Origin of the sequence: Embleya australiensis (assembly GCF_051903075.1) — a bacterium.
Taxonomy (GTDB): domain Bacteria; phylum Actinomycetota; class Actinomycetes; order Streptomycetales; family Streptomycetaceae; genus Embleya.
The window spans coordinates 2,232,185-2,250,386 of record NZ_CP182423.1 but is presented as its reverse complement, the minus strand read 5'-3'; the positions used below and the strand labels follow the sequence as shown (position 1 = coordinate 2,250,386).

The following is an 18,202-nucleotide window of genomic DNA, read 5'->3' as shown; positions in this document are numbered from 1 at the left end:
CGCTCGGCGGGGTGGCGGGCGGGCTCGACCGGGCACCACAGGTGCGGCGCGGTGAGCCGGGCCGCCGGGTGCGCCGGGTCAGTCGGCGTCGGGGGATGTGGCGTCGGCGCCGGCGACGGGGTGGACGGGGCAGCGGAGCGTCGCGGGTTCGTCGGTCGGTGCATCGGCCGCCTCCTCGGGTGCCTGGGCCCGCGTACCGCGTGGCTCCACCGTCAACTCCAGGGGGACCGGGGAGAGCGTCATGCGCAGCAGGGGCCTCGGCGTCGGGGCGCCGGGTATCCGGGCCAGCGAGACCCGGGACATGATGCCCGCGGCGGCCAGGGTGGCCTCGGTGATGCCGTAGGAGTCGCCGATGCACTTGCGGGTGCCGGATCCGAACGGGATGAACGCCTCGCGCTGGGCCTGGGTCACCGCGCCCGGCAACCAGCGGTCCGGGTCGAAACGTTCGGGGTCGGGGAACACGCTCGCGTCCCGGTGCAGGCAGTAGGGACTGAACATCACCTCGTCCCCCGGGCACAGTTGTATGCCGTCGAGGGTGATGTAGTCGGTGACCCGGCGGCTGAGCACCGACACCGACGGGTACAGGCGCAGTGTTTCGGTCAGGACCCGGCTCAGCAGGGGCAGGCGCGGGATGTCGTGGTAGCCGGGCACCCGGCCGCCCAGTGCGGCGTCCACCTCGTCGTGCAGGCTCTGCTCCAGCGGGGCGTTGTGCGCCAGCACGCCGAAGGTCCAGGCCAACAGGTCGGCGGTGGCGGGGATTCCGCCGATCATCAACGTGGCGATCTGGTCGCACACCTCGTCGTCGGTGAACGCACGACCGCACTCGTCCTCGGCGGCCATGATCGTGGACAGGCCGTCGGCCGGGTCGGCGCCGCGTACGCGGTACGCCTCGACCATGCGCTTGATCAGCGAACGGGCCTGGATCCGGGCCTTTTCGAAGCGGCGGTTGGCCGGGATCGGCGCCTTGTGGACGAGGGCGACGGGGATCACCATCTGCCACCACATGCCGGGCATCAGCACGGTGTACGCCGCTTCGATCCGGGTGGTCAGATGTGCCTGGGCCGGATCGGAGAACAGCGTGCGGGTCAGCGCCCGGCACGCGAGCAGACGCATCTCCCGGCATACGTCGACGACTTGGCCCGGTTGCCAGGCGTGGAGCACGTCCTGCACACATTCGGTCATGGCGTGGGTGTAGGAGACGATGCTCGGTTGGCGGAACGCCTGGTTCATCAGGGGCCGCTGGTAGCGGTGGTCGGCGGCGGAGCAGGTGCCCAGGCCGTCGCCGATCAGGGTGCGGGCGGCGTCGACGAACGGGCCGCCCTTGTCGAACCGGTGCTGCTCGGTGACCAGCGCCTTGCGGACCAGGTCGGGCCGGGTGATGAGGTAGGCGACCTTCGGGCCGAGCCGCAGCTGTACGACCGGGGCGACGGCGTGCTGCTCCAGCAGGAACGCCATCGGGTCGCGCCACATGGGCAGGGTGTGCCCGAGGATCGGGAGCACCCTGCCGGCCAGGGGTGGGACGCCGGGTGGGGTGAGGGTGGTCATGAAGCCCTCCTTGGTGTTGCCGGTGGCGGAGCAGGCGAGGGCGGCGGTGTGCGCAGGGGTTCGGGAGCGGTCCGCGTGCTCGCCGTTTCATGCTTAGCGGTCGCCCGGCACGGCCGGTAAGGGCGTGCGAGGTAGCGAATGCACGGCGCCCGAAGGCCGGTCGGGTGCACCCTGCCGAACCGGCGATCACCTCGGCACAGTGGTGGGGGTCACCGGCAGCCTGGCCCGACGTGAAGGGATGGCGTGTGCATTCCATCGAGGACGTACCCACCGCACCGGGCGCTCTGCCCGGCGTAGGACACCTCCACCGCCTGGCCGGTCAGCGGCTGCGCTTTCTCGAATCCCTGCCCGGGGTGGGGCCGTTGGTGCGGATCAGACTGGGCACCGCGCCGGTGTACGTGGTGACCGATCCCGTTCTGGTCCATCAGGTGCAGTCGTCCAAGGGCCGCAGTTTCGGCCGGGGCAAACAGTTCGAACGTATGATCCCGCTCCTGGGGCACGGCGTGATCACCTCCGACGGGGAGCTGTACCACCGCCAACGGCGGGTCATCCAAAAGGCGTTCACCCCGGCGCACATCGAGCGGCACCTGGCCTCGATCCATCGGCGCACGCGGGAGTTGTGCGCCGACTGGAAGCCGGGTCGACCGGTGGACGTCCTGGAGGAGATGAAGGGCCTCTCGGTGGCCGTGACGGCCGAGACCCTGTTCTCCAACCGTATGCCCGACGGCGTCCTGCACCGGTTGCACGAGGTGTTGCCGGTGATCGAGCGGGCGGCGGTGGAGCGGCCGATGTTGCCGAAGGTGGTGGATCGGCTGCCGCTGCCGTATGTCCGGCGCGGCGACGAGGCCATGGCCCGGATGCGCGCGTCGGTGGGCGAGGCCGTCGCCGCGTGCCGCGAGCAGTCCCCGGAGGCCGGCGGCGACGTGGTGGCGTGCCTGCTCGCCGCCCACGACCCGGACACGGGGCGGCCGTTGGCCGACGACCTGATCTGCGACGAGGTCATCGCCATGCTGATCGGCGGGGTGGCGAACGTCCCGACCACACTGTCCTGGGCGTGGTACCACCTGGCCCGGCGCCCGGGGGCGGAGCGGCGGATGCTCGCCGAGATCGCCGGGGTCGCCGGGTCAGCCGCACCGGGCGACGCCGTGCCGGAGGCGGCCGATCCGCGGGCACTGCCGTACACGCGGGCGGTGATGTACGAGACGATGCGCCTGCACTCGGTGCAACTGGTAACGCAACGCACCACGGCTGCGGTGGAGTTGGGTGACGTCATGGTGCCCAGCGGCACCGATACCGCGTACAGCCAGCACTCCCTGCACACCGACCCGCGCTTCTGCCGCCGCCCGGAGGCCTTCTCCCCGGAACGCTGGCTCCCGGATAGCGGTTGGAAGCCGCCGCGGCACTCCTTCGTGCCGTTCGGCGGCGGCCGGTTCAAGTGCATCGGCGACAACTTCGCCCTCGCCGAGATGCTGGCCACGCTGGTGGCGGTGGGCAGTTCGTGGCGCCTGTCCCTGCAACCCGACACACGGGTGGGCACATCCGTGCGCGAACCCATCCCCAGCCCGAGGGGACTGATGTTGGTTCCGGAACCCGTCTGACCCGCCCGCCGCCCGCCGGCATCGGGCGACCCCGGCGGGCCATCGGGGTCGTACCATGCCCGAGCGGAGAGTCCGGGTCGGCGGCGGGGGTTGCGGGTGCGGGTGTTGGCAGGTCGGTACGAACTGGTCCGGTTCGTCGGGCGAGGCGGCATGGGGGAGGTCTGGGAGGGGCGGGACCGGCTGATCGAGCGGCGGGTCGCGGTCAAGCTGCTCCCGCACGCGAAGTCCGATGCCGCCGGTGCCGCGTTGTTCTTCCGCGAGGCGCGTACGGCGGGGGCGCTGCACCACCCGGGTGTGGTCACCGTGCACGACCTGGGACAGGACGACGGGGACGGTTCGCTGTTCCTGGTGATGGAGTTCGTCGAGGGCCGCGACCTGGCCGCGGTGCTCGACATGGAGGGGCCTCCGTCGGTGGGCACCGCCGTGGAGTGGGCGGCGCAGGCCGCCGCGGCGCTGGCCCGGGCGCACACCGCGGGGATCGTGCACCGGGACCTGAAGCCGGCGAACCTGATGCTCACCGTCGAGGACCGGGTCAAGATCCTGGACTTCGGGATCGCCCGGTTCGTGGCGGCCACGAACCGGTCCAGCCAGGTGATGGGCACCCTCGCCTACATGCCGCCCGAGCGTTTCCACGAGCAGCCCGGGGACGCCCGCTCGGACCTGTACTCGTTCGGCTGCGTCCTGCACGAACTCCTCACCGGCGACGTGCCGTTCCGCGCCACCGGCCCGGTCTCGATGATGAACGCCCACCTGCGGACCACACCCACCAGACCCGGCGAACGGCGCCGCGGCATCCCCACCGCACTCGACGACCTCGTCCTCGCGTTGCTCGCCAAGGATCCCCGGGACCGACCCGACTCCGCCGACGAGGTACACCGACTCCTGCGCGCCGCCGTCGACCCCGCCCCGGCCGCCGAGACCCGACGGATGGTCCGGGACGCGAATCCGCTCGGCGACGCGCCGACCGTCGGCCTCGAACGCGGGCCCGCCGCGGGCGGCACACCGCGAAGGGGTGCCGACGCCGCCCCGCCCGAGACCCCGAGCCCCACGCGCCGCCGGCTTCTGCAACTCGTCGGCGGCGGCGCGACCACCGCGCTGGGCGTCATCGTGTTTGTCGAACTGGCCGACCCGTCCGGCCGGCGAGAGCCGAAGTACACCGCCGGCAACCGGGTCTCGTCGTCCCCGCCCGCGCCGGCCCGCACCGACACCACGGTGCGCTGGGCCTACTCCACCGAGGCCGAGGTCGACTCCACGCCGGCGGTGGTGGACGGGGTGGTGTACTTCGGTGGCCACGACAAGAACGTGTACGCGCTCGACGCCGCCACCGGCACCAAGAAGTGGGCCTACACCACGGGCCACGTGGTCGGCTCCTCGCCGGCGGTGGCGAACGCAGTGGTGTACATCGGCAGCCGCGACAAGAACGTGTACGCGCTCGACGCCGCCACGGGTACCAAAAAGTGGAGCCATGCCGCCGGAGCCGAGGTCGACTCGTCGCCCGTGGTGGTCGACGGGGTGGTGTACGTCGGCTGCCGCGACAAGAACGTATACGCGCTGGACGCGGCCACGGGTGCGAGGAAGTGGGCCCATGCCACCGGGGCCGAGATCAGCTCGAGTCCGGCGGTGGTGGGCGGGGTGGTGTACGTCGGCAGCACCGACAAGAACGTGTACGCGCTCGACGCCGCCACCGGCACCGAGAAGTGGGTCCACCCGACACGCGCCGAGGTCTTTTCGTCGCCCGTGGTCGTGGGCGGGGTGGTGTACATCGGCAGCGCCGACAAGAACGTATACGCGCTCGACGCCGCCACCGGCACCAAGAAGTGGGAATACGCCACCGGCGAGAAGGTCGCCTCCACGCCGGTCGTCGTGGGCGGGGTGGTGTACGTCGGCAGCGCCGACAAGAACGTGTACGCGCTCGACGCCGCCACCGGTGCGAAGAAGTGGGCCTTCACCACCGAGGGCGCCGTCTGGCGGGCGGCGGCGGTCGTGGGCGGAGTCGTCTATGTCCCCAGCCAGGACAAGAACGTGTACGCGCTCGACGCCGCCACCGGCACCAAGAAGTGGGCCTACTCCTTCGGGGCCTACAACAGCTCGGATCCGGTGGTGGCGGGCGGCGTGGTGTACCTCGGCAGCGGCGACAAGAATGTGTACGCGCTCGACGCGTTTCCCGGCATCACGCCGCCTCGGAAGTCCTGACCACACTCACCCGTCCGACCTCCGGCCGTCCGCGTGGGCGAGGGCGCTGGGGGTGCGGCAGCCGACGATCGCCGGGGCCTCTCGGACGAGTTCGTCGTCGGTGAGCGCCGCCACCATGAACAGGGCGAAGTCCACCCGGCGGGTGCGGTCACTGGCCAGTACCGGATCGCCCACGTGCCGGCTCCACACGGGCAGGCCCTCGCTGTCCCCCTCCTTCAGGGTGCTGCCGCGCACCACCGTCCACCGGGTGTCGCTGTCGAACACCCGCCGGCACGCCTCGACCTGGTCGTCGATCTCTACGGCCCGCACGAGCCTGCCCAGCACGGCGGCGATCCGCACGCCCAGGGTGAACAGCCGCGAGTATCGGTCCTTGCCGTCGCGCGTGATGTGCCAACCGCAGGAGAAGACCAGCCGCGCGCCCGGTCGGGCGTGGTCGAGCACCGCCTGCGCCGTGCCGGACGCGTACTGCCGCACACCCCACGGCACCAGCACCGTCAACACCCCGTCGCACCCGTCGACCGCCCGCCGAATCACCTCCGGGTCGTTCGTGGGCCCGGGAACGACGGTCATCCGGCCCTGGAACGCGGCCAGTTTCGGCACACTCTGCTCCCGGCACACGCCGACCACCTCGTAACCGCGCTCCAGGCACTGCCGAACCATGTACTGCCCGAGCCTGCCCGAGGCCCCGACGACGCAGACCTTCCTCATGCCTTCCGTAGCCATGGCGCAGCCCTTCCTCGAAATGCCGACCTTATCTTGTAAGGCAAGTTAGCCTTATGTCGTAAGGTGGTCAACGACAACGAACAAGGAGTGGTGCGTGAGCGAGGCAGCCAAGCGCCGCCGCGACCGGTCGACCCGCACGCCGCTCAGCCGCGAGCGGGTGATCGCCACGGCGATGGCGGTGGCCGACGAGAAGGGCACGGCCGCCCTCACCATGCGGGCCATCGCCGAACCCCTGGGCGTGGAGGCGATGTCCCTCTACCACCACGTCGCCGGCCGCGAGGAGGTCCTGGACGGCATGGTGGACGCGGTCTTCGCCGAGATCGAGCTACCGCCGCCCGGCGGCGACTGGAAGACGGCGATGCACCACCGGGCGGCCTCGGCCCGCGCGGCGCTGCGCCGCCACCCCTGGGCGGTGGCCCTGCTCGACTCGCGCGCCCACCCGGGCCCCGCGACGCTGCGCCACCACGACGCCGTCGTCGGCGCGCTGCGCACGGCGGGCTTGTCCGTCCCGATGACCGCGCACGCCGTATCCCTGATCGACAGCTACGTCTACGGCTACGTCATCCAGGAACTGAGCCTGCCGTTCACCGGCGCGGCGGACCTGACCGAGATCACCGACGAATTCCTGCACGACCTGCCCGCCGACACCTACCCGCACCTGACCGAACTGGCCACGGAACTGGCCCGGACCCCCGACTACGACGCGAACGAGGAATTCGCCTTCGGCCTGACCCTGATCCTCGACGCCCTAGACCCGAGCGGCACGTGCCCGGCCGTCGGTGTCGCCGATCAGTAGGGGGAGGAAGATCTCGTCGACGATCTCCTCCAGGGCGCGGTCGGGGGCGGCGGCGAAGGTGGTCAGGAATTCGTGGCGCAGCAGGTCGAACGGTAGGGACTTGATCCGCTCGGTGAGGCGGCCCGGGTCGATCTCGCCGCGTTCCACGGCCCGGTCGAAGAGCACGTCCACGGCCTCCCTGCGGCCGGTCACGAGCGGGTCGGTGATGTCGCCGGGGCGGATTCCGGTCGCCTGGTAGTGGGCGGCCAGGTGTGCGATCACGATCGTGGCCAACTCGGCCCGGGTCTCGTTGATCTCACGCATCAGGGTCAGCACGTCCTCGCGCAGGCTGCCCGTGTCGGGGATGGCCAGGCGGGCCTCCTTCATGGTGTGCGCGATGGCGGCCCGGACCAGTTCGTCGCGGTCCGACCAGCGGCGATACAGCACCGGCGGACTGGTACCGGCCCGCTTGACGACGGCGTCCATGGTGAATTTGGCGTAGCCGTGGAGGGTGAGTTCCGCCCAGGCCGCGTCCAGGAGCGCCTTCTCCAGTGCCGCCCCGCGGCGCCGCTCGGTCATCCGCGACCTCCTGTTCTTCCTCGTTGGATAGGTTGCCTATCTTATCGCGGCGCCCTACTCTGGCGATCATAAGATAGAGAGCCTTTCTTAAGGAGTCGTCCATGACCGCCTCGGGCGCTCAGTCGCCACCCGCCGCCGCAGATCCCACCAACCCCACCGGACCCGCGAACCCCGACCGCATCGACCCCGCGCTGCGGCGCCTGACCTTCACCCTGATCATCGGCGCGCTCGCGGTCATGTTCGACGCCACGATCATGAGCGTCGCCATCGACGACCTCGCCGGGCGCATGCGCGCCCCGGTGTCCACCGTCCAGTGGGTGAGCACCGCCTACCTGCTGGCCCTGGCCACCGTGATGCCGGCCGTCGGCTGGCTCCAGGCAACCCTGGGCGGCAAACGCCTGTGGATCGCGGCACTCGGCGTGTTCCTCGTCGGCTCGCTGCTGTGCGCCGCGGCCTGGAACGCGCCGAGCCTGATCGCCTTCCGGGTGGTCCAGGGCTTCGGCGGCGGCATCATGATGGTGCTGATGACCACGCTGATCATGCAGGCCGCCAAGGGCCGCAACATCGGCCGGGTCATGGCCTTGATCACCGTGCCCACCGCGCTCGGGCCGATACTCGGCCCGGTGCTCGGCGGCGTGATCCTGCATCTGGGCGACTGGCGCTGGATCTTCCTGTTCAACGTGCCCTTCTGCGTCGTCGGCGCCTACCTCGCCGCCCGCAACCTGCCGCGGGACCGGCCCGTTTCCCGTCCCCGGCTCGACGTCGTCGGCATGCTGCTGCTCTCGCCCGGCGTCGCCGCCGTCATCTACGGCCTGTCCCGGATCGGCGGCTCGCAGGGGCCGGCCGACCCCACGGTATGGCTGCCCCTCGCCGCCGGGCTCGCCCTCCTGCTCGGCTACCTCGGCTGGGCGCTGCGGCGCGGATCGCGCGCCCTGGTCGACGTCGGACTGTTCCGCCACCGCGCCCTGGCCTCGTCGTCGGTGCTGGTGTTCCTGTCCGGCGCGTCCCTGTACGGCACGATGTTGCTGCTGCCGCTGTACTGGCAGCAGGTACGCGGCGCGGACGCGCTCGACGCCGCGCTGCTCCTGATCCCGCAGGGCGGGGGCACCCTCGTCTCGCGCACGCTCGCCGGGCGGTACATGGACCGCTTCGGCGCGCGCCCCGTCGCCGTCGTCGCGTGCGCCCTCGCCTGCGCGGCTACCGTGCCGTTCGCCTTCGTCACCGCCTCCACCAGCAATATCGTGCTGATGGCCGTGCTGTTCGTGCGCGGCGTCGGACTCGGTGGCGCGATGACCACGATCCTGGGCGCCGCCTATATCGGCCTCGCGCCGGAGGAGATCCCCCAGGGCTCGGGCATCAGCCGCCTCGCCCAGCAGATCGGCGGCTCGGCGGGCACCGCGCTGCTCGCGATGATCCTGCAGCGCGCCTCCGCCGACGCCCACACGCCGGCCGCGCTGGCCTCGGGATTCGGCGAAGCCTTCTGGTGGGCCACCGCGTTCACCGCCGCCGCCATCCCCCTGTGCCTGCTCCTACCCGGCCGCCCCGCCGATCCGCCCTCGCGGGAGCGGGACGCCGCGCCCGCCGGGGAGACCGCCGCGGTCTGAGCGATCCGCCCCCGCCGACGAGCCCGTCCGGAGCCCGGATTCGGGCTCGGAGCGGGCTCGGGGCAGTCTCGGAGGGGTCGGTCAGCGGGTGCCGGCCCAGCGGAGTCCGGCCGTGGCGAATCGCTTTGCGGCGGCGGCCGGTTCGTCCGCCTCGTGCGCGGCCCAGATGACGATGCCGTCGGGACGTACCAGCAGGCTCGGTCGGTCCGGGTCCGCGGTCGGGTCCGCGACGTGCACGATTCGCTCGTCGAGCAGTCGGACCGCGTCCGCGAAGCGGCCGTCGGGCGTGCGGTCGATCAGGACGAAGCGGCCGTCGTGCGCGTAGTCGGCCAGGCGGCGGCCGGACGTCAGGGGGACGTCGCCCACGATGGATCCGACGGGCGCGTCCGCGTCGTCCGCGACGTCGTAGTGCTGCATGATGCCCGAGGACAGGGCGACCATCCGGTTCGTCGCGCCCGGTACGGCGAACAGTTCGTCGCCGACGACCCCGCGCAGGTGCCGGGTGCGCTCGTCGCCGCGCATGAGGGCGACCTGGGCCCGGGTCCAGTCGAGCACCCAGTCGGCGATCGGGGCGCGCTCCGCGTGGTAGGTGTCCAGCAGTCCGGCCGGTGCCCAGCCCTGGATCGTCGCGGCCAGCTTCCAGCCCAGGTTCACCGCGTCGCCGAAGCCGAGGTTCAGGCCCTGTGCGCTGAACGGCGAGTGCACGTGGGCGGCGTCGCCGGCGAAGAACACCCGGCCGTGGCGGTACCGTTCGACCCGGCGGGCGTTGTCCGACCAGCGTGTCGCGCGGCCCTGTATCCCGTTCAGGGTCACGTCCGTCCCGGTGACCTCGCGCACCGCGTCCTGGAGTTCGGCCAAGGTCACCGGCGCGTCGCGGTCCTCGGGCTGCGGACCGAAGCGGGCGACGAGGATGCGGCCGGCGATCGGGCCGTAGGCGTAGACGCCGGTGGGCGTCCAGTTCCATCCGTGCGCCAGACCGGTCGCATCGAAGTCGGCGATGGCCTGATAGCCCACCAACTCCGGTGCGGTGCCGATGAATTCGACGCCCAGCTGCTTGCGGATCGCACTGCGTCCGCCGTCGGCCGCGACGACCCAGTCGGCGGTCCACTCGCCCGCGTCGGTATCTACGATGACGGCGCCGTCGCCGTCGCCGAGCACGTCGCCGCGCACGCCCTGAACCGTGACACCCCGGTGGACGGCGACCCCCAGCCGGGCGCAGCGCTCGGCGAGCAGCAGTTCCAGGTCGTACTGCGGCACCGCGATCCCGCCCGCCACCGCCGTGTGCGAGGCCAGTACCGGGTCCGCCTGGTCGACCAGGTCGTTGCGGAACATGATGCCCGCGAAGTGGCCCATCACCGGGAAGCGCGGGGCGCTGTCCTCGAACGCGCCGACCAGCCCGCGGGTGACGGCCGTGCCGCCGCCGGCGGTGAAGCGCCCCGCGGCGGCCATCCGGCGGCGCTGGATCTCCTCCGCCGCCGGCAGCAGGCCGCGCCGGTCGAGGATCTCGGCGCTGGCCACGTTGATCGAGCCGGACTTGATGGTCGAGTCCGGCTCGGCGAGGCGTTCGAGCACGGTCACCCGTATGCCCTGGACGGCCAGCTCGGTGGCGAGCAGGAGCCCGGTGGGCCCGGCGCCGACGACGATCACATCGCTCCGCTGCATCGTGCACCCCTTAGACTGAGTCCGTTGACTGACTCGGTAGCCTTACCCAGCACGCTTACCGGGTAGATTGACTCAGTAGCCTTACCGAGTAAGCCTTACCCGGTAAATGTAACACGAGAGGTGGGCATGCCGAACCGAGGAGACCGAGGCGGCGCGCAAACACGCGCCCGGATCGCGGACGTCGCGACGCGGATGTTCCTGGAGCGGGGCTTCGACGACGTCACGGTCGCCCAAGTGGCGACCGCGGCCGGGGTCTCGAAGGTGACGGTGTTCTCGCACTTCGAGCGCAAGGAGGACCTCCTGCTCGACCGGCTTCCCGCCGCGATGGACATCCTGCGCACCGCGATCCGCGAGCGCGCCGAGGGCGTCGGGCCGGTGCGGGCGTTCCGCACCCTCGCCGTCACCCTCGCGGAGCAGCGGCGCGCCCTGACCGGGCTGGGTGACGGCGTCGAGCCGGTACTGCGGACGGTCGCCGGCTCCCCCGCCCTCCTGGCCCGGCTCCGCGAGTTCGAGCACGAGGTCGAGGCGGCGCTGGCGGACGACCTGCGCGAGGATCCGCGCTTCACGGGCAATGCGGACCTGGTCGCGGCGCTGATGGTCGCCGCCTACCGCACGGTCGCCGTGGACACCGCCCGACGCCGGCTCGCCGGGGACGATCGGGCCGAGATCGTCGCCGCGCACCTGGAACGACTCGACCAGGCGTTCGACGCGGTCGAACACGGGATCGCGCCCGGCTGAACCGGCCGACGTCGGGTACTACGGTGGCGGCGCGACCGCTACGCGGTTCGCCGCGCCAGCAGATATCCGCGCCGGGTCTCGGCCTCCTGCGGATAGTGCGAGCGCTCCAGCCGTGCCTCCAGGGTGAAGCCCGTCGCGGTCAACTGCTCGACCACCGCCTCGATTTCGAGGTAGTGAAAGTCCACGTCGACCTCCCGCCCCCACCACTCCGCCAGGTGCCGCACCTCGACGCCCAGGTGGAACGCCAGGAGCAACTGCGCCCCGGGACGCAACACGCGGTGCAACTCGACGAAGGCGGGGCGCAGTTCACCGGCGTCGAGGTGGATGATCGAATAGAACGCGATCGCGGCGCCGAACTCGCCGTCGCGCGCGGGCAGACGCAGGAAGTCGCCCTCGCGGAACTGCGCCTTCGGGTGCTCGCGCTCGGCGATGGCCACCATGGCCGGCGAGAGGTCGATCCCGACCGCCCGCACCCCGCGCTCGGCGAGCCATCCGGTGATGTGCCCGGGACCGCAACCCACGTCCGCTATCGGCACGTCGGGGTCGCTCTGCTCGATCAGCGCGCTCAACAGCGCGCGATCCAGCGGCTTGTGGGCGAGTTCGTCGCCGATCCGCTCTCGATACTCCTCCGCCACGACGTCGTAGCTCCGCCGTACCCGACCGTGATCACTCGTAGGGGACATGCCCGTCAGGATTCCACGCCGACCGGAACCCACGAACCGGTTACCGGCCCACCGCGTGCTCGTCACCGCTGGTGGGACGCGGTGCCCCGGTGACCCGGCCGGCACCGACCCGACACGCGGCGCTGTCGGCCCGCCTGTTGCCCACCGATCCCCCGGCCGCGTTGACGGTGCGTCAGGGCCCCTGGCCCGAATCATCGCGATCCGGGGCACGTTCGCGTTGCAGCAGGCGCTGTCCGCACTCCGCGACGGCGATCGTGCCGAGTTGGCCGACGGGTTGAGCGCGTATCGCGGACGCCCCGCCGAGCCCCAACCGCCGCGAAACCACGCGATGGTGGGGACTGGAAGCACGCGATCCCCGTTCGGGGTGGACGCACGCCGCGGTGGTGCTTCCGCACTCGACTGTCGGTGACCGGTCGAGGTCTGTTGGGTTGATCCGGGCGCCGTCGAGCGTCCGCATCATGCGTCGCCCCCACCGCGCCTCGGCGTCGCGAGGCGGCGTCCGGGGGCGACACAGGGGGTTCGCAAGCCGTGACCGAGACGACACCGCAGGTTTCCTCGACAACACAGGCAACGCAGAAAGGGCACACGGCACCGGCACCGCACAAACGTCGCCCGAGCCAACGGGCCCGCACGGCAGGCGCGTCCGCACCCGCACCCGCCCCGTACGAGGTGTGCGATCGCCCGGTGGTGGACGTACCGACCGTGCTGGCCGCCGAGTTCGCCCGCCGCTGGCCGAGCAACGCGGACGGGATGGCCGCGGTGCACCGCTACGCGCTGCTGCCCACCGGTAAGTTGCTGCGGCCCGCGCTGGTGATGTACGCGGCGCTGGCGGTGGGCGGCGAGGTCGAGCACGCGTTGCCGGCCGCGGCCGGCATGGAGTGCGTGCACACCGGGAGCCTGGTCCACGACGACATCATCGACGCCGACGAGGAGCGGCGCGGCCGGCCCGCGGTACACCGGGCGTACGGCCCCGAGCGGGCCATCATCGCGGGCAGCAGCCTGTACTTCACCTGGTTCCGCACCCTCGCCGAGTGTGCCCGCAACGGGGTGTCGCCCGAGCGGATCGCACGGGCGATGGCGGCCCAGGCCGAGGGCGGATACGCGATGTGCCAGGGCGTGTTCGACGAGTTGGGCTTCGCCGGGGACCTGGACTGCCCGGTCGAGGACTATCTCACGATGGCCGGCGGCAAGACCGGGGCGCTCCTGGCCACGTCGTGCCGGGTGGGGGCGATCCTGGGCGGCGGGGACGACGCGGCGGTGGAGGCGTTGAACGCGTTCGGGCGCCATGTCGGCCTCGCCTTCCAGATCCGCGACGACCTGCTCCCCTACGCCGACGCCTCGGCCGCGACGATGGGCAAGCCCGCCGACAGCGACGTGTGCAACCACCGGCCGACCCTTCCGGTACTGCTCGCCCACGAGCGCGGCACCCTCGACCAGCGCGCCGCGATCCGACACGCGCTGCTGCACGAGCGCAACCCGGAGATCGCGCTGACCCGCATGCGCACGCTGGTCGAGGCGACCGGCGCGGCGGCCGACGCGCGGGCACTCGCCGAAAGCTACGAACAGAGCGCCCGGGACGCGATCTCCTGGCTTCCGGTCAACCCGTACACGGAGGTATTGCGCCGCTGGTCCCGGCGCGACCCGACGCCGCCCACCGACGGCTGACCCCGCCTTCGCGCACCGTGCGCGACTCCTCCGCGTCGCCGCGTCACCGAAAGTCCGCCCCGGCATGGCGAAAGCGGAGTCGCGAACGTCCCTTCCCGGATAGGTTGTACGGCGCCGGCCGGGGTACGGACCGGCCCGAACAGGGCAATCGGGTGCACACCGCCCGAACTACCGTGATCGGCGCGGGAGTCGAAAGGTTGACCTACGTGACGAACCGGCCCGAGCCGACTGCGCACCCGATCGCCGGCGCGCCGAGGCGACCACCGGTCGCGGATCCGGGCCGCGGTCCGGACCCGAGCCGGCTGCCGTCACGGACCCGGGTCCTGATCCGGGTCGCCGACGACCGGGCGGCCGTGCGCGAGCGCCTGGCCGCGCTGATCGGCGCGTGCGGCGACATGGAGGTGATGGTCGACGGCGACGGGCGTGCACCGCACGTGGTGTTGACGGACGGGCGCGCACCCGGCCCGGACGGCGGCCCCGAGGGCCCCGCCGACGTGCTCGCCCGGCATCCGGGCGCCGCGCTGCTCGTGGTGTCCGCCGCCGCGTCCGATCCGGCCGCGCCCACCGGCGGGTTCGGCCGCCTGGCCGAGGACGCGAGCGGCGAGCAGATCGCGACGGCGATCCGGGACGCCGCGCGCGGGCGGGCCGCGATCGACCCGGCGACCGTGGGACGCCCACGCCGGCGCACCGGGCACCCGGATCGGCTCACCGACCGGGAGGTGGAGGTGTTGTGCCTGATCGCGTCCGGCCTGAACAACGCGGAGATCGCCGCGACCCTGCGGATCGGCGCGGCGACGGTCAAGACGCACATCAACAACACGTTCGCCAAGATCAACGCCCGCAACCGCGTCGACGCGGTGCGCTACGTCGACCGCCAGGGCCTGTCGCGCGGCTGAGCCGGGCCGAAGGGCCGAAGGGTCGGCGGTCCGGCGGCGGTGCGGCGCCTGCCGGCGTACGGCGCCTACGCGGCCAGTGGCGCGAACACCGGCGACTCCGGCCGATCCGGATCGTCGGCCACCGCGAGCAGGGGCGAGGTGATCACGAAGTCGGCGGTCGCCCGGTTGCAGGCCACCGGGATGTCCGCGAGCACGGCGAGGCGCAGCAGCGCCCGTACGTCGGGCTCGTGCGGCTGGGGGCTGAGCGGGTCCCAGAAGAACACCAGCAGATCCACGTCGCCCTCGGCGATCCGCGAGCCGATCTGCTGGTCGCCGCCCAGGGGGCCGCTGCGGAACCGGATGATCTCCAGGTCGAGTTCGTCGGCGAGGATGCCGCCGGTGGTTCCGGTCGCGTACAGGCGGTGTTGGGTCAGCGTCTCGCGGTGGGTCCGGGCCCAGGCGAGCATCTCCGGCTTGCAGCGGTCGTGCGCCACCAGGGCGATGCCGCGCTCGCGGGGCTCATGGTGCTTCGGGTCGAGCAGGTCGTTCGGTCGGGTCACAGGCATCTCCGAGTTGTCGGTGTTTCGCATGCCCCCAGTCTGACCGGCCCGTGTTGCGGCGGTATGGCCGCGACATGACGACCACGAGAAGTCGCATGGATCATGTGTCGAGGGCGCCGACGTATTCCCGACTCGACCAAAACGTACTTAAGACTGCAATTTGACTAAATGCCACATAAGCGTCACTCGTCTGCCGCATATCCGTTCGCCGCCGCCCGTCGTTGACACCGGCCTCGCCGCACCCGGGTCCCCGACACCCGACGCCGACCCGGGCCCGCACTCCTTCGACACCCCCTGAAGCGGGGACTCAGCGCCCGGTTCGACGAAACGACTTCGGAAATCGCCTGCGGGCCCGCCGTTTCGCCGGCCAGGATGGATGGGCGGCGCCGGGGCGGGTGGGGCGCGTACCGGCCGCCGGGGGAAGGCGGCCGCGTGCGTCGCGGCGGCGGCGCGGGGCCCGCGGTCGGTGGGAGCGCGGGACCGCGAGGTGCGCGACGGAGGGGCCCGACGGCCCGTTCCGTGCGCGCACGGGACGGCTTCGGCCGGGGGTTGGGGGCGACGGTGAACGACGCGGTGATCGTGCTGCCGGGAATGATGGGCAGCGAACTGGTGGAGGTGTCCACCGGGCGAACCCTGTGGGGGCCCGCCGACGCGAATTGGTACGCCGGGACCTGGACCACGGGCGGCGCATTGGACGCACTGGCCGTCACCGACGCGGAACGCTCCGGGCGCGTGGGGCGGATCCGGGCCACCCGGCTGCTGCATACCCCCGCGTGGGCTCCGCTGCTCGGCGGCTTCGAGCCGTACACCGAGCTGGTCCGGGCGCTGCGCCGGGCCGCCGCCGATCCGGCCGCGGTGCACGAATTCCCGTACGACTGGCGGCTGCCCGTCGACTACAACGCCGGTCTGTTGGCGATCGCCGCCTACGAACACCTGCGCCGCTGGCGCCGCCACCCGCTGGGCGGCAGGGACGCGCTCCTGGTGCTCGTGGCCCACTCGACGGGCGGCCCGGTCGCCCGCTACTTCACCGAAGTACTGGGCGACGCCGCCGAGTTGCGCGCGCTGGTCACCCTCGGCGCCCCGTTCCTGGGCGCTGCGAAGGCGCTGCACGTGCTCGGCGCCGCACCCGCCGACCCCGGGAGCCGGTCCGCATCGCGGCCGTCCGCGGCGCGGTTGCCCGAGGCCCGGCTGCGCCGATTCGCGGCCACCGCGCCCGGCCTGTACGACCTGCTGCCGTCGTACCGCTGCCTGGACGAGGGGTCCGCGGTCCGGCGGCCGACCGCCGCCGACGTCGCGGCGGTCGGCGGCGACGAGCGCCTGGCCGAGGACGCCTTCGCCCGGCGCGAACGCCTGCTCGGTACCGGGTCCTGGGACACGCTGTGGCCGGTGGTCGGCGTCGAGCAGCCGACCGTACAGTCCCTGGTGATCCGCGACGGGGTGGTCCGGCCGCGCTTCGTGACCTGCGCGAGCGACGGGGACGGCGGGATCGTGCGGGCCGATCGGCGCGGCGACGACACGGTGTGCCGCCGAGTGGCGGCGCCGGCCGCGCCCAAGCCGTTCGCCGTGGTCCAGACGCACGGCGCGCTGGCCCGCTCCCGCGAGGCGATCGGGTATGTCTGCGCGGTCCTGCGCCAGGAGGACCCGGCGCCCGAACGCGCCGGGGACATCGTCCCGTTGGCCCTGGACGTCGCGGACTCGGTGGTGGCCGGCAGCACCCTCGACATCGTCCTGGACGGGGTCGCCGACCCGACGGCGATCGGCGTCCGCGTGGTCGACGTGGCCACGGGTGTCGCGCTGCCCAGGGCCCTGCCGGTGGCCCGCGACGGCCGGGTGACGATCCGCCAGATCCTGCCCGTGGAGGGCCTGTTCCGGGTCCTGGCCGGGACGGGCGAGCAGTCCCCGGTCAGCCGACTCGTCCTCGCCACCGACCCCAGCGCCGCCTTCGACCCGACCGACCCGGAGTAGGCACGAGGGCACCTCGACCGGGCGGCCCCTCCGGGAGCGTGCGCAGCGCGCGGATCGGCGAGCAGAACACCGGCAGGAAGGCCAACGCCATGCACATGCCGGGAGCCTGCCTGGCTCCCGCGCCGGCACGGCCTGTCGATGTGGACTATCCGTCATGTGCTTCGAGTTCGGTCGCCGGTGTCTGCCGGGTGGCCGCCCACGACGCCAGGAGTGCCAGATTGTCGGCGGTCGGTGTGCCCGCGGGTGCGGTGTAGACGTTGAGGTGCAGGCCGGGTTCGGCGGGCAGCTCCAGGGACTCGACGTCCAGGTCGAGCCGGCCCACGATCGGATGGCGCACCCGCTTGCGTCCGGACCGATGCAGCCGCACGTCCTGGGATGCCCACCGCTGCCGGAACAGCTCGCTGCGCGTCGACAGTTCGCCGACCAGGGCAATCAGCTTCCCGTCGTGCGGATCGCGGCCGGCCTCCATGCGTAGCTTCGCGGCTACGACACCGGCGATGTGGTCGTAGTCGACGAAGAATTCCTTGGCCGCCTCGGGGTGCAGAAACACGAACCGCGCCGTGTTGGCGGGCCGTCGCGGGTCGGCCGGCATCGGTGAATACAGTGCGCGAGCGAGTCGATTCATGGCGAGTACGTCGAAATTTCCGTTACCGATCCAGGCGGGCGCGGCGGAGATCGCGTCGAGCACCTGTTGCAGTGTCGAGCGCACCGTCGCGGCAGGCCCGCGCCGGCGTGGGCCGCCGGGCGCCCCGGATCGGCGCGCGAGGTGGAACAGGTGGTCGCGCTCGGCCTCGTCGAGTTGCAGGGCGGAGGCCAACGCGTCGAGCACGCCGTCGGAGACCCCGGCGAGGCCGCCGCGCTCCATGCGCACGTAGTAGTCGACCGAGACCCCCGTCAGCAGCGCCACCTCCTCGCGACGCAGACCCTTGACCCGACGGTTGCCGCCATAGGCGGGCAGGCCCGCCTGCTCGGGCGCGATGCGCGCGCGACGCGAGCTGAGAAACTCCCGGATATCGGTGCGTGGATCCATCGTGGCC

General features: G+C 72.3%; 15 protein-coding genes. 8 read left to right on the top strand and 7 right to left on the bottom strand.

From position 1 onward, the window contains the following. Positions 1 to 78: 78 nt before the first annotated feature. Positions 79 to 1,545, bottom strand: a complete 1,467-nt coding sequence (locus ACMXN5_RS40075) for a cytochrome P450 (RefSeq protein ID WP_439679812.1) — start codon at positions 1,543 to 1,545, stop codon at positions 79 to 81. A gap of 245 nt (positions 1,546 to 1,790) precedes the next feature. On the opposite strand from ACMXN5_RS40075, the gene ACMXN5_RS40070 reads away from it, so the two are divergent. Next, positions 1,791 to 3,143 carry a cytochrome P450 gene (locus ACMXN5_RS40070; protein WP_439679811.1) on the top strand — a complete coding sequence of 451 codons (1,353 nt, stop codon included), beginning with the start codon at positions 1,791 to 1,793 and terminating at the stop codon, positions 3,141 to 3,143. Positions 3,144 to 3,239: 96 nt separating this feature from the next. Continuing rightward, positions 3,240 to 5,336, top strand: coding sequence for a beta-alanine-activating enzyme beta-propeller domain-containing protein (locus ACMXN5_RS40065; protein ID WP_439679810.1), 2,097 nt, complete (start codon positions 3,240 to 3,242; stop codon positions 5,334 to 5,336). A gap of 6 nt (positions 5,337 to 5,342) precedes the next feature. On the opposite strand, the gene ACMXN5_RS40060 is transcribed toward ACMXN5_RS40065, so the two are convergent. Further along, complete coding sequence (locus tag ACMXN5_RS40060; protein WP_439679809.1) at positions 5,343 to 6,059, bottom strand: NAD(P)-dependent oxidoreductase; 717 nt, start codon at positions 6,057 to 6,059, stop codon at positions 5,343 to 5,345. 172 nt (positions 6,060 to 6,231) lie between these two features. On the opposite strand from ACMXN5_RS40060, the gene ACMXN5_RS40055 reads away from it, so the two are divergent. Continuing rightward, positions 6,232 to 6,855: a TetR/AcrR family transcriptional regulator C-terminal domain-containing protein gene (locus tag ACMXN5_RS40055; RefSeq protein ID WP_439681380.1), complete on the top strand. Its 624-nt coding sequence runs from the start codon at positions 6,232 to 6,234 to the stop codon at positions 6,853 to 6,855. On the opposite strand, the gene ACMXN5_RS40050 is transcribed toward ACMXN5_RS40055, so the two are convergent. Further along, positions 6,808 to 7,413 (bottom strand): TetR/AcrR family transcriptional regulator, encoded by a 606-nt coding sequence (locus tag ACMXN5_RS40050; protein ID WP_439679808.1) that lies wholly within the window; start codon positions 7,411 to 7,413, stop codon positions 6,808 to 6,810. The genes ACMXN5_RS40055 and ACMXN5_RS40050 overlap by 48 nt on opposite strands. Positions 7,414 to 7,514: 101 nt before the next feature. On the opposite strand from ACMXN5_RS40050, the gene ACMXN5_RS40045 reads away from it, so the two are divergent. Then, a complete protein-coding gene (locus ACMXN5_RS40045; RefSeq protein ID WP_439679807.1) occupies positions 7,515 to 9,017 on the top strand; it encodes an MDR family MFS transporter in 1,503 nt (500 codons plus the stop codon). An 81-nt stretch (positions 9,018 to 9,098) separates the two neighbouring features. On the opposite strand, the gene ACMXN5_RS40040 is transcribed toward ACMXN5_RS40045, so the two are convergent. Beyond that, positions 9,099 to 10,679: an FAD-dependent oxidoreductase gene (locus ACMXN5_RS40040; protein WP_439679806.1), complete on the bottom strand. Its 1,581-nt coding sequence runs from the start codon at positions 10,677 to 10,679 to the stop codon at positions 9,099 to 9,101. Between the two features lie 126 nt (positions 10,680 to 10,805). On the opposite strand from ACMXN5_RS40040, the gene ACMXN5_RS40035 reads away from it, so the two are divergent. Further along, positions 10,806 to 11,417, top strand: coding sequence for a TetR/AcrR family transcriptional regulator (locus tag ACMXN5_RS40035; protein ID WP_439679805.1), 612 nt, complete (start codon positions 10,806 to 10,808; stop codon positions 11,415 to 11,417). 38 nt (positions 11,418 to 11,455) lie between these two features. Here ACMXN5_RS40035 and ACMXN5_RS40030 read toward each other — a convergent pair whose 3' ends face one another. Beyond that, the gene (locus ACMXN5_RS40030; RefSeq protein ID WP_439679804.1) at positions 11,456 to 12,100 is read right to left on the bottom strand and encodes a class I SAM-dependent methyltransferase; all 645 of its coding nucleotides are present in this window, start codon (positions 12,098 to 12,100) and stop codon (positions 11,456 to 11,458) included. Between the two features lie 684 nt (positions 12,101 to 12,784). Between ACMXN5_RS40030 and ACMXN5_RS40025 the strand changes: the two genes are divergently transcribed. After that, positions 12,785 to 13,765: a polyprenyl synthetase family protein gene (locus ACMXN5_RS40025; protein WP_439679803.1), complete on the top strand. Its 981-nt coding sequence runs from the start codon at positions 12,785 to 12,787 to the stop codon at positions 13,763 to 13,765. A gap of 206 nt (positions 13,766 to 13,971) precedes the next feature. Continuing rightward, positions 13,972 to 14,661, top strand: coding sequence for a helix-turn-helix transcriptional regulator (locus ACMXN5_RS40020; RefSeq protein WP_439679802.1), 690 nt, complete (start codon positions 13,972 to 13,974; stop codon positions 14,659 to 14,661). Between the two features lie 65 nt (positions 14,662 to 14,726). Here the strand turns inward: ACMXN5_RS40020 and ACMXN5_RS40015 are convergent, their stop codons facing one another. Beyond that, entirely contained in the window at positions 14,727 to 15,230 is a 504-nt protein-coding gene (locus tag ACMXN5_RS40015) for a methylglyoxal synthase (protein ID WP_439679801.1), read from the bottom strand. A gap of 489 nt (positions 15,231 to 15,719) precedes the next feature. On the opposite strand from ACMXN5_RS40015, the gene ACMXN5_RS40010 reads away from it, so the two are divergent. Continuing rightward, complete coding sequence (locus tag ACMXN5_RS40010) at positions 15,720 to 17,165, top strand: esterase/lipase family protein (protein ID WP_439679800.1); 1,446 nt, start codon at positions 15,720 to 15,722, stop codon at positions 17,163 to 17,165. 145 nt (positions 17,166 to 17,310) lie between these two features. On the opposite strand, the gene ACMXN5_RS40005 is transcribed toward ACMXN5_RS40010, so the two are convergent. Then, positions 17,311 to 18,195 (bottom strand): helix-turn-helix transcriptional regulator, encoded by an 885-nt coding sequence (locus ACMXN5_RS40005; RefSeq protein ID WP_439681379.1) that lies wholly within the window; start codon positions 18,193 to 18,195, stop codon positions 17,311 to 17,313. Positions 18,196 to 18,202 lie beyond the last annotated feature (7 nt).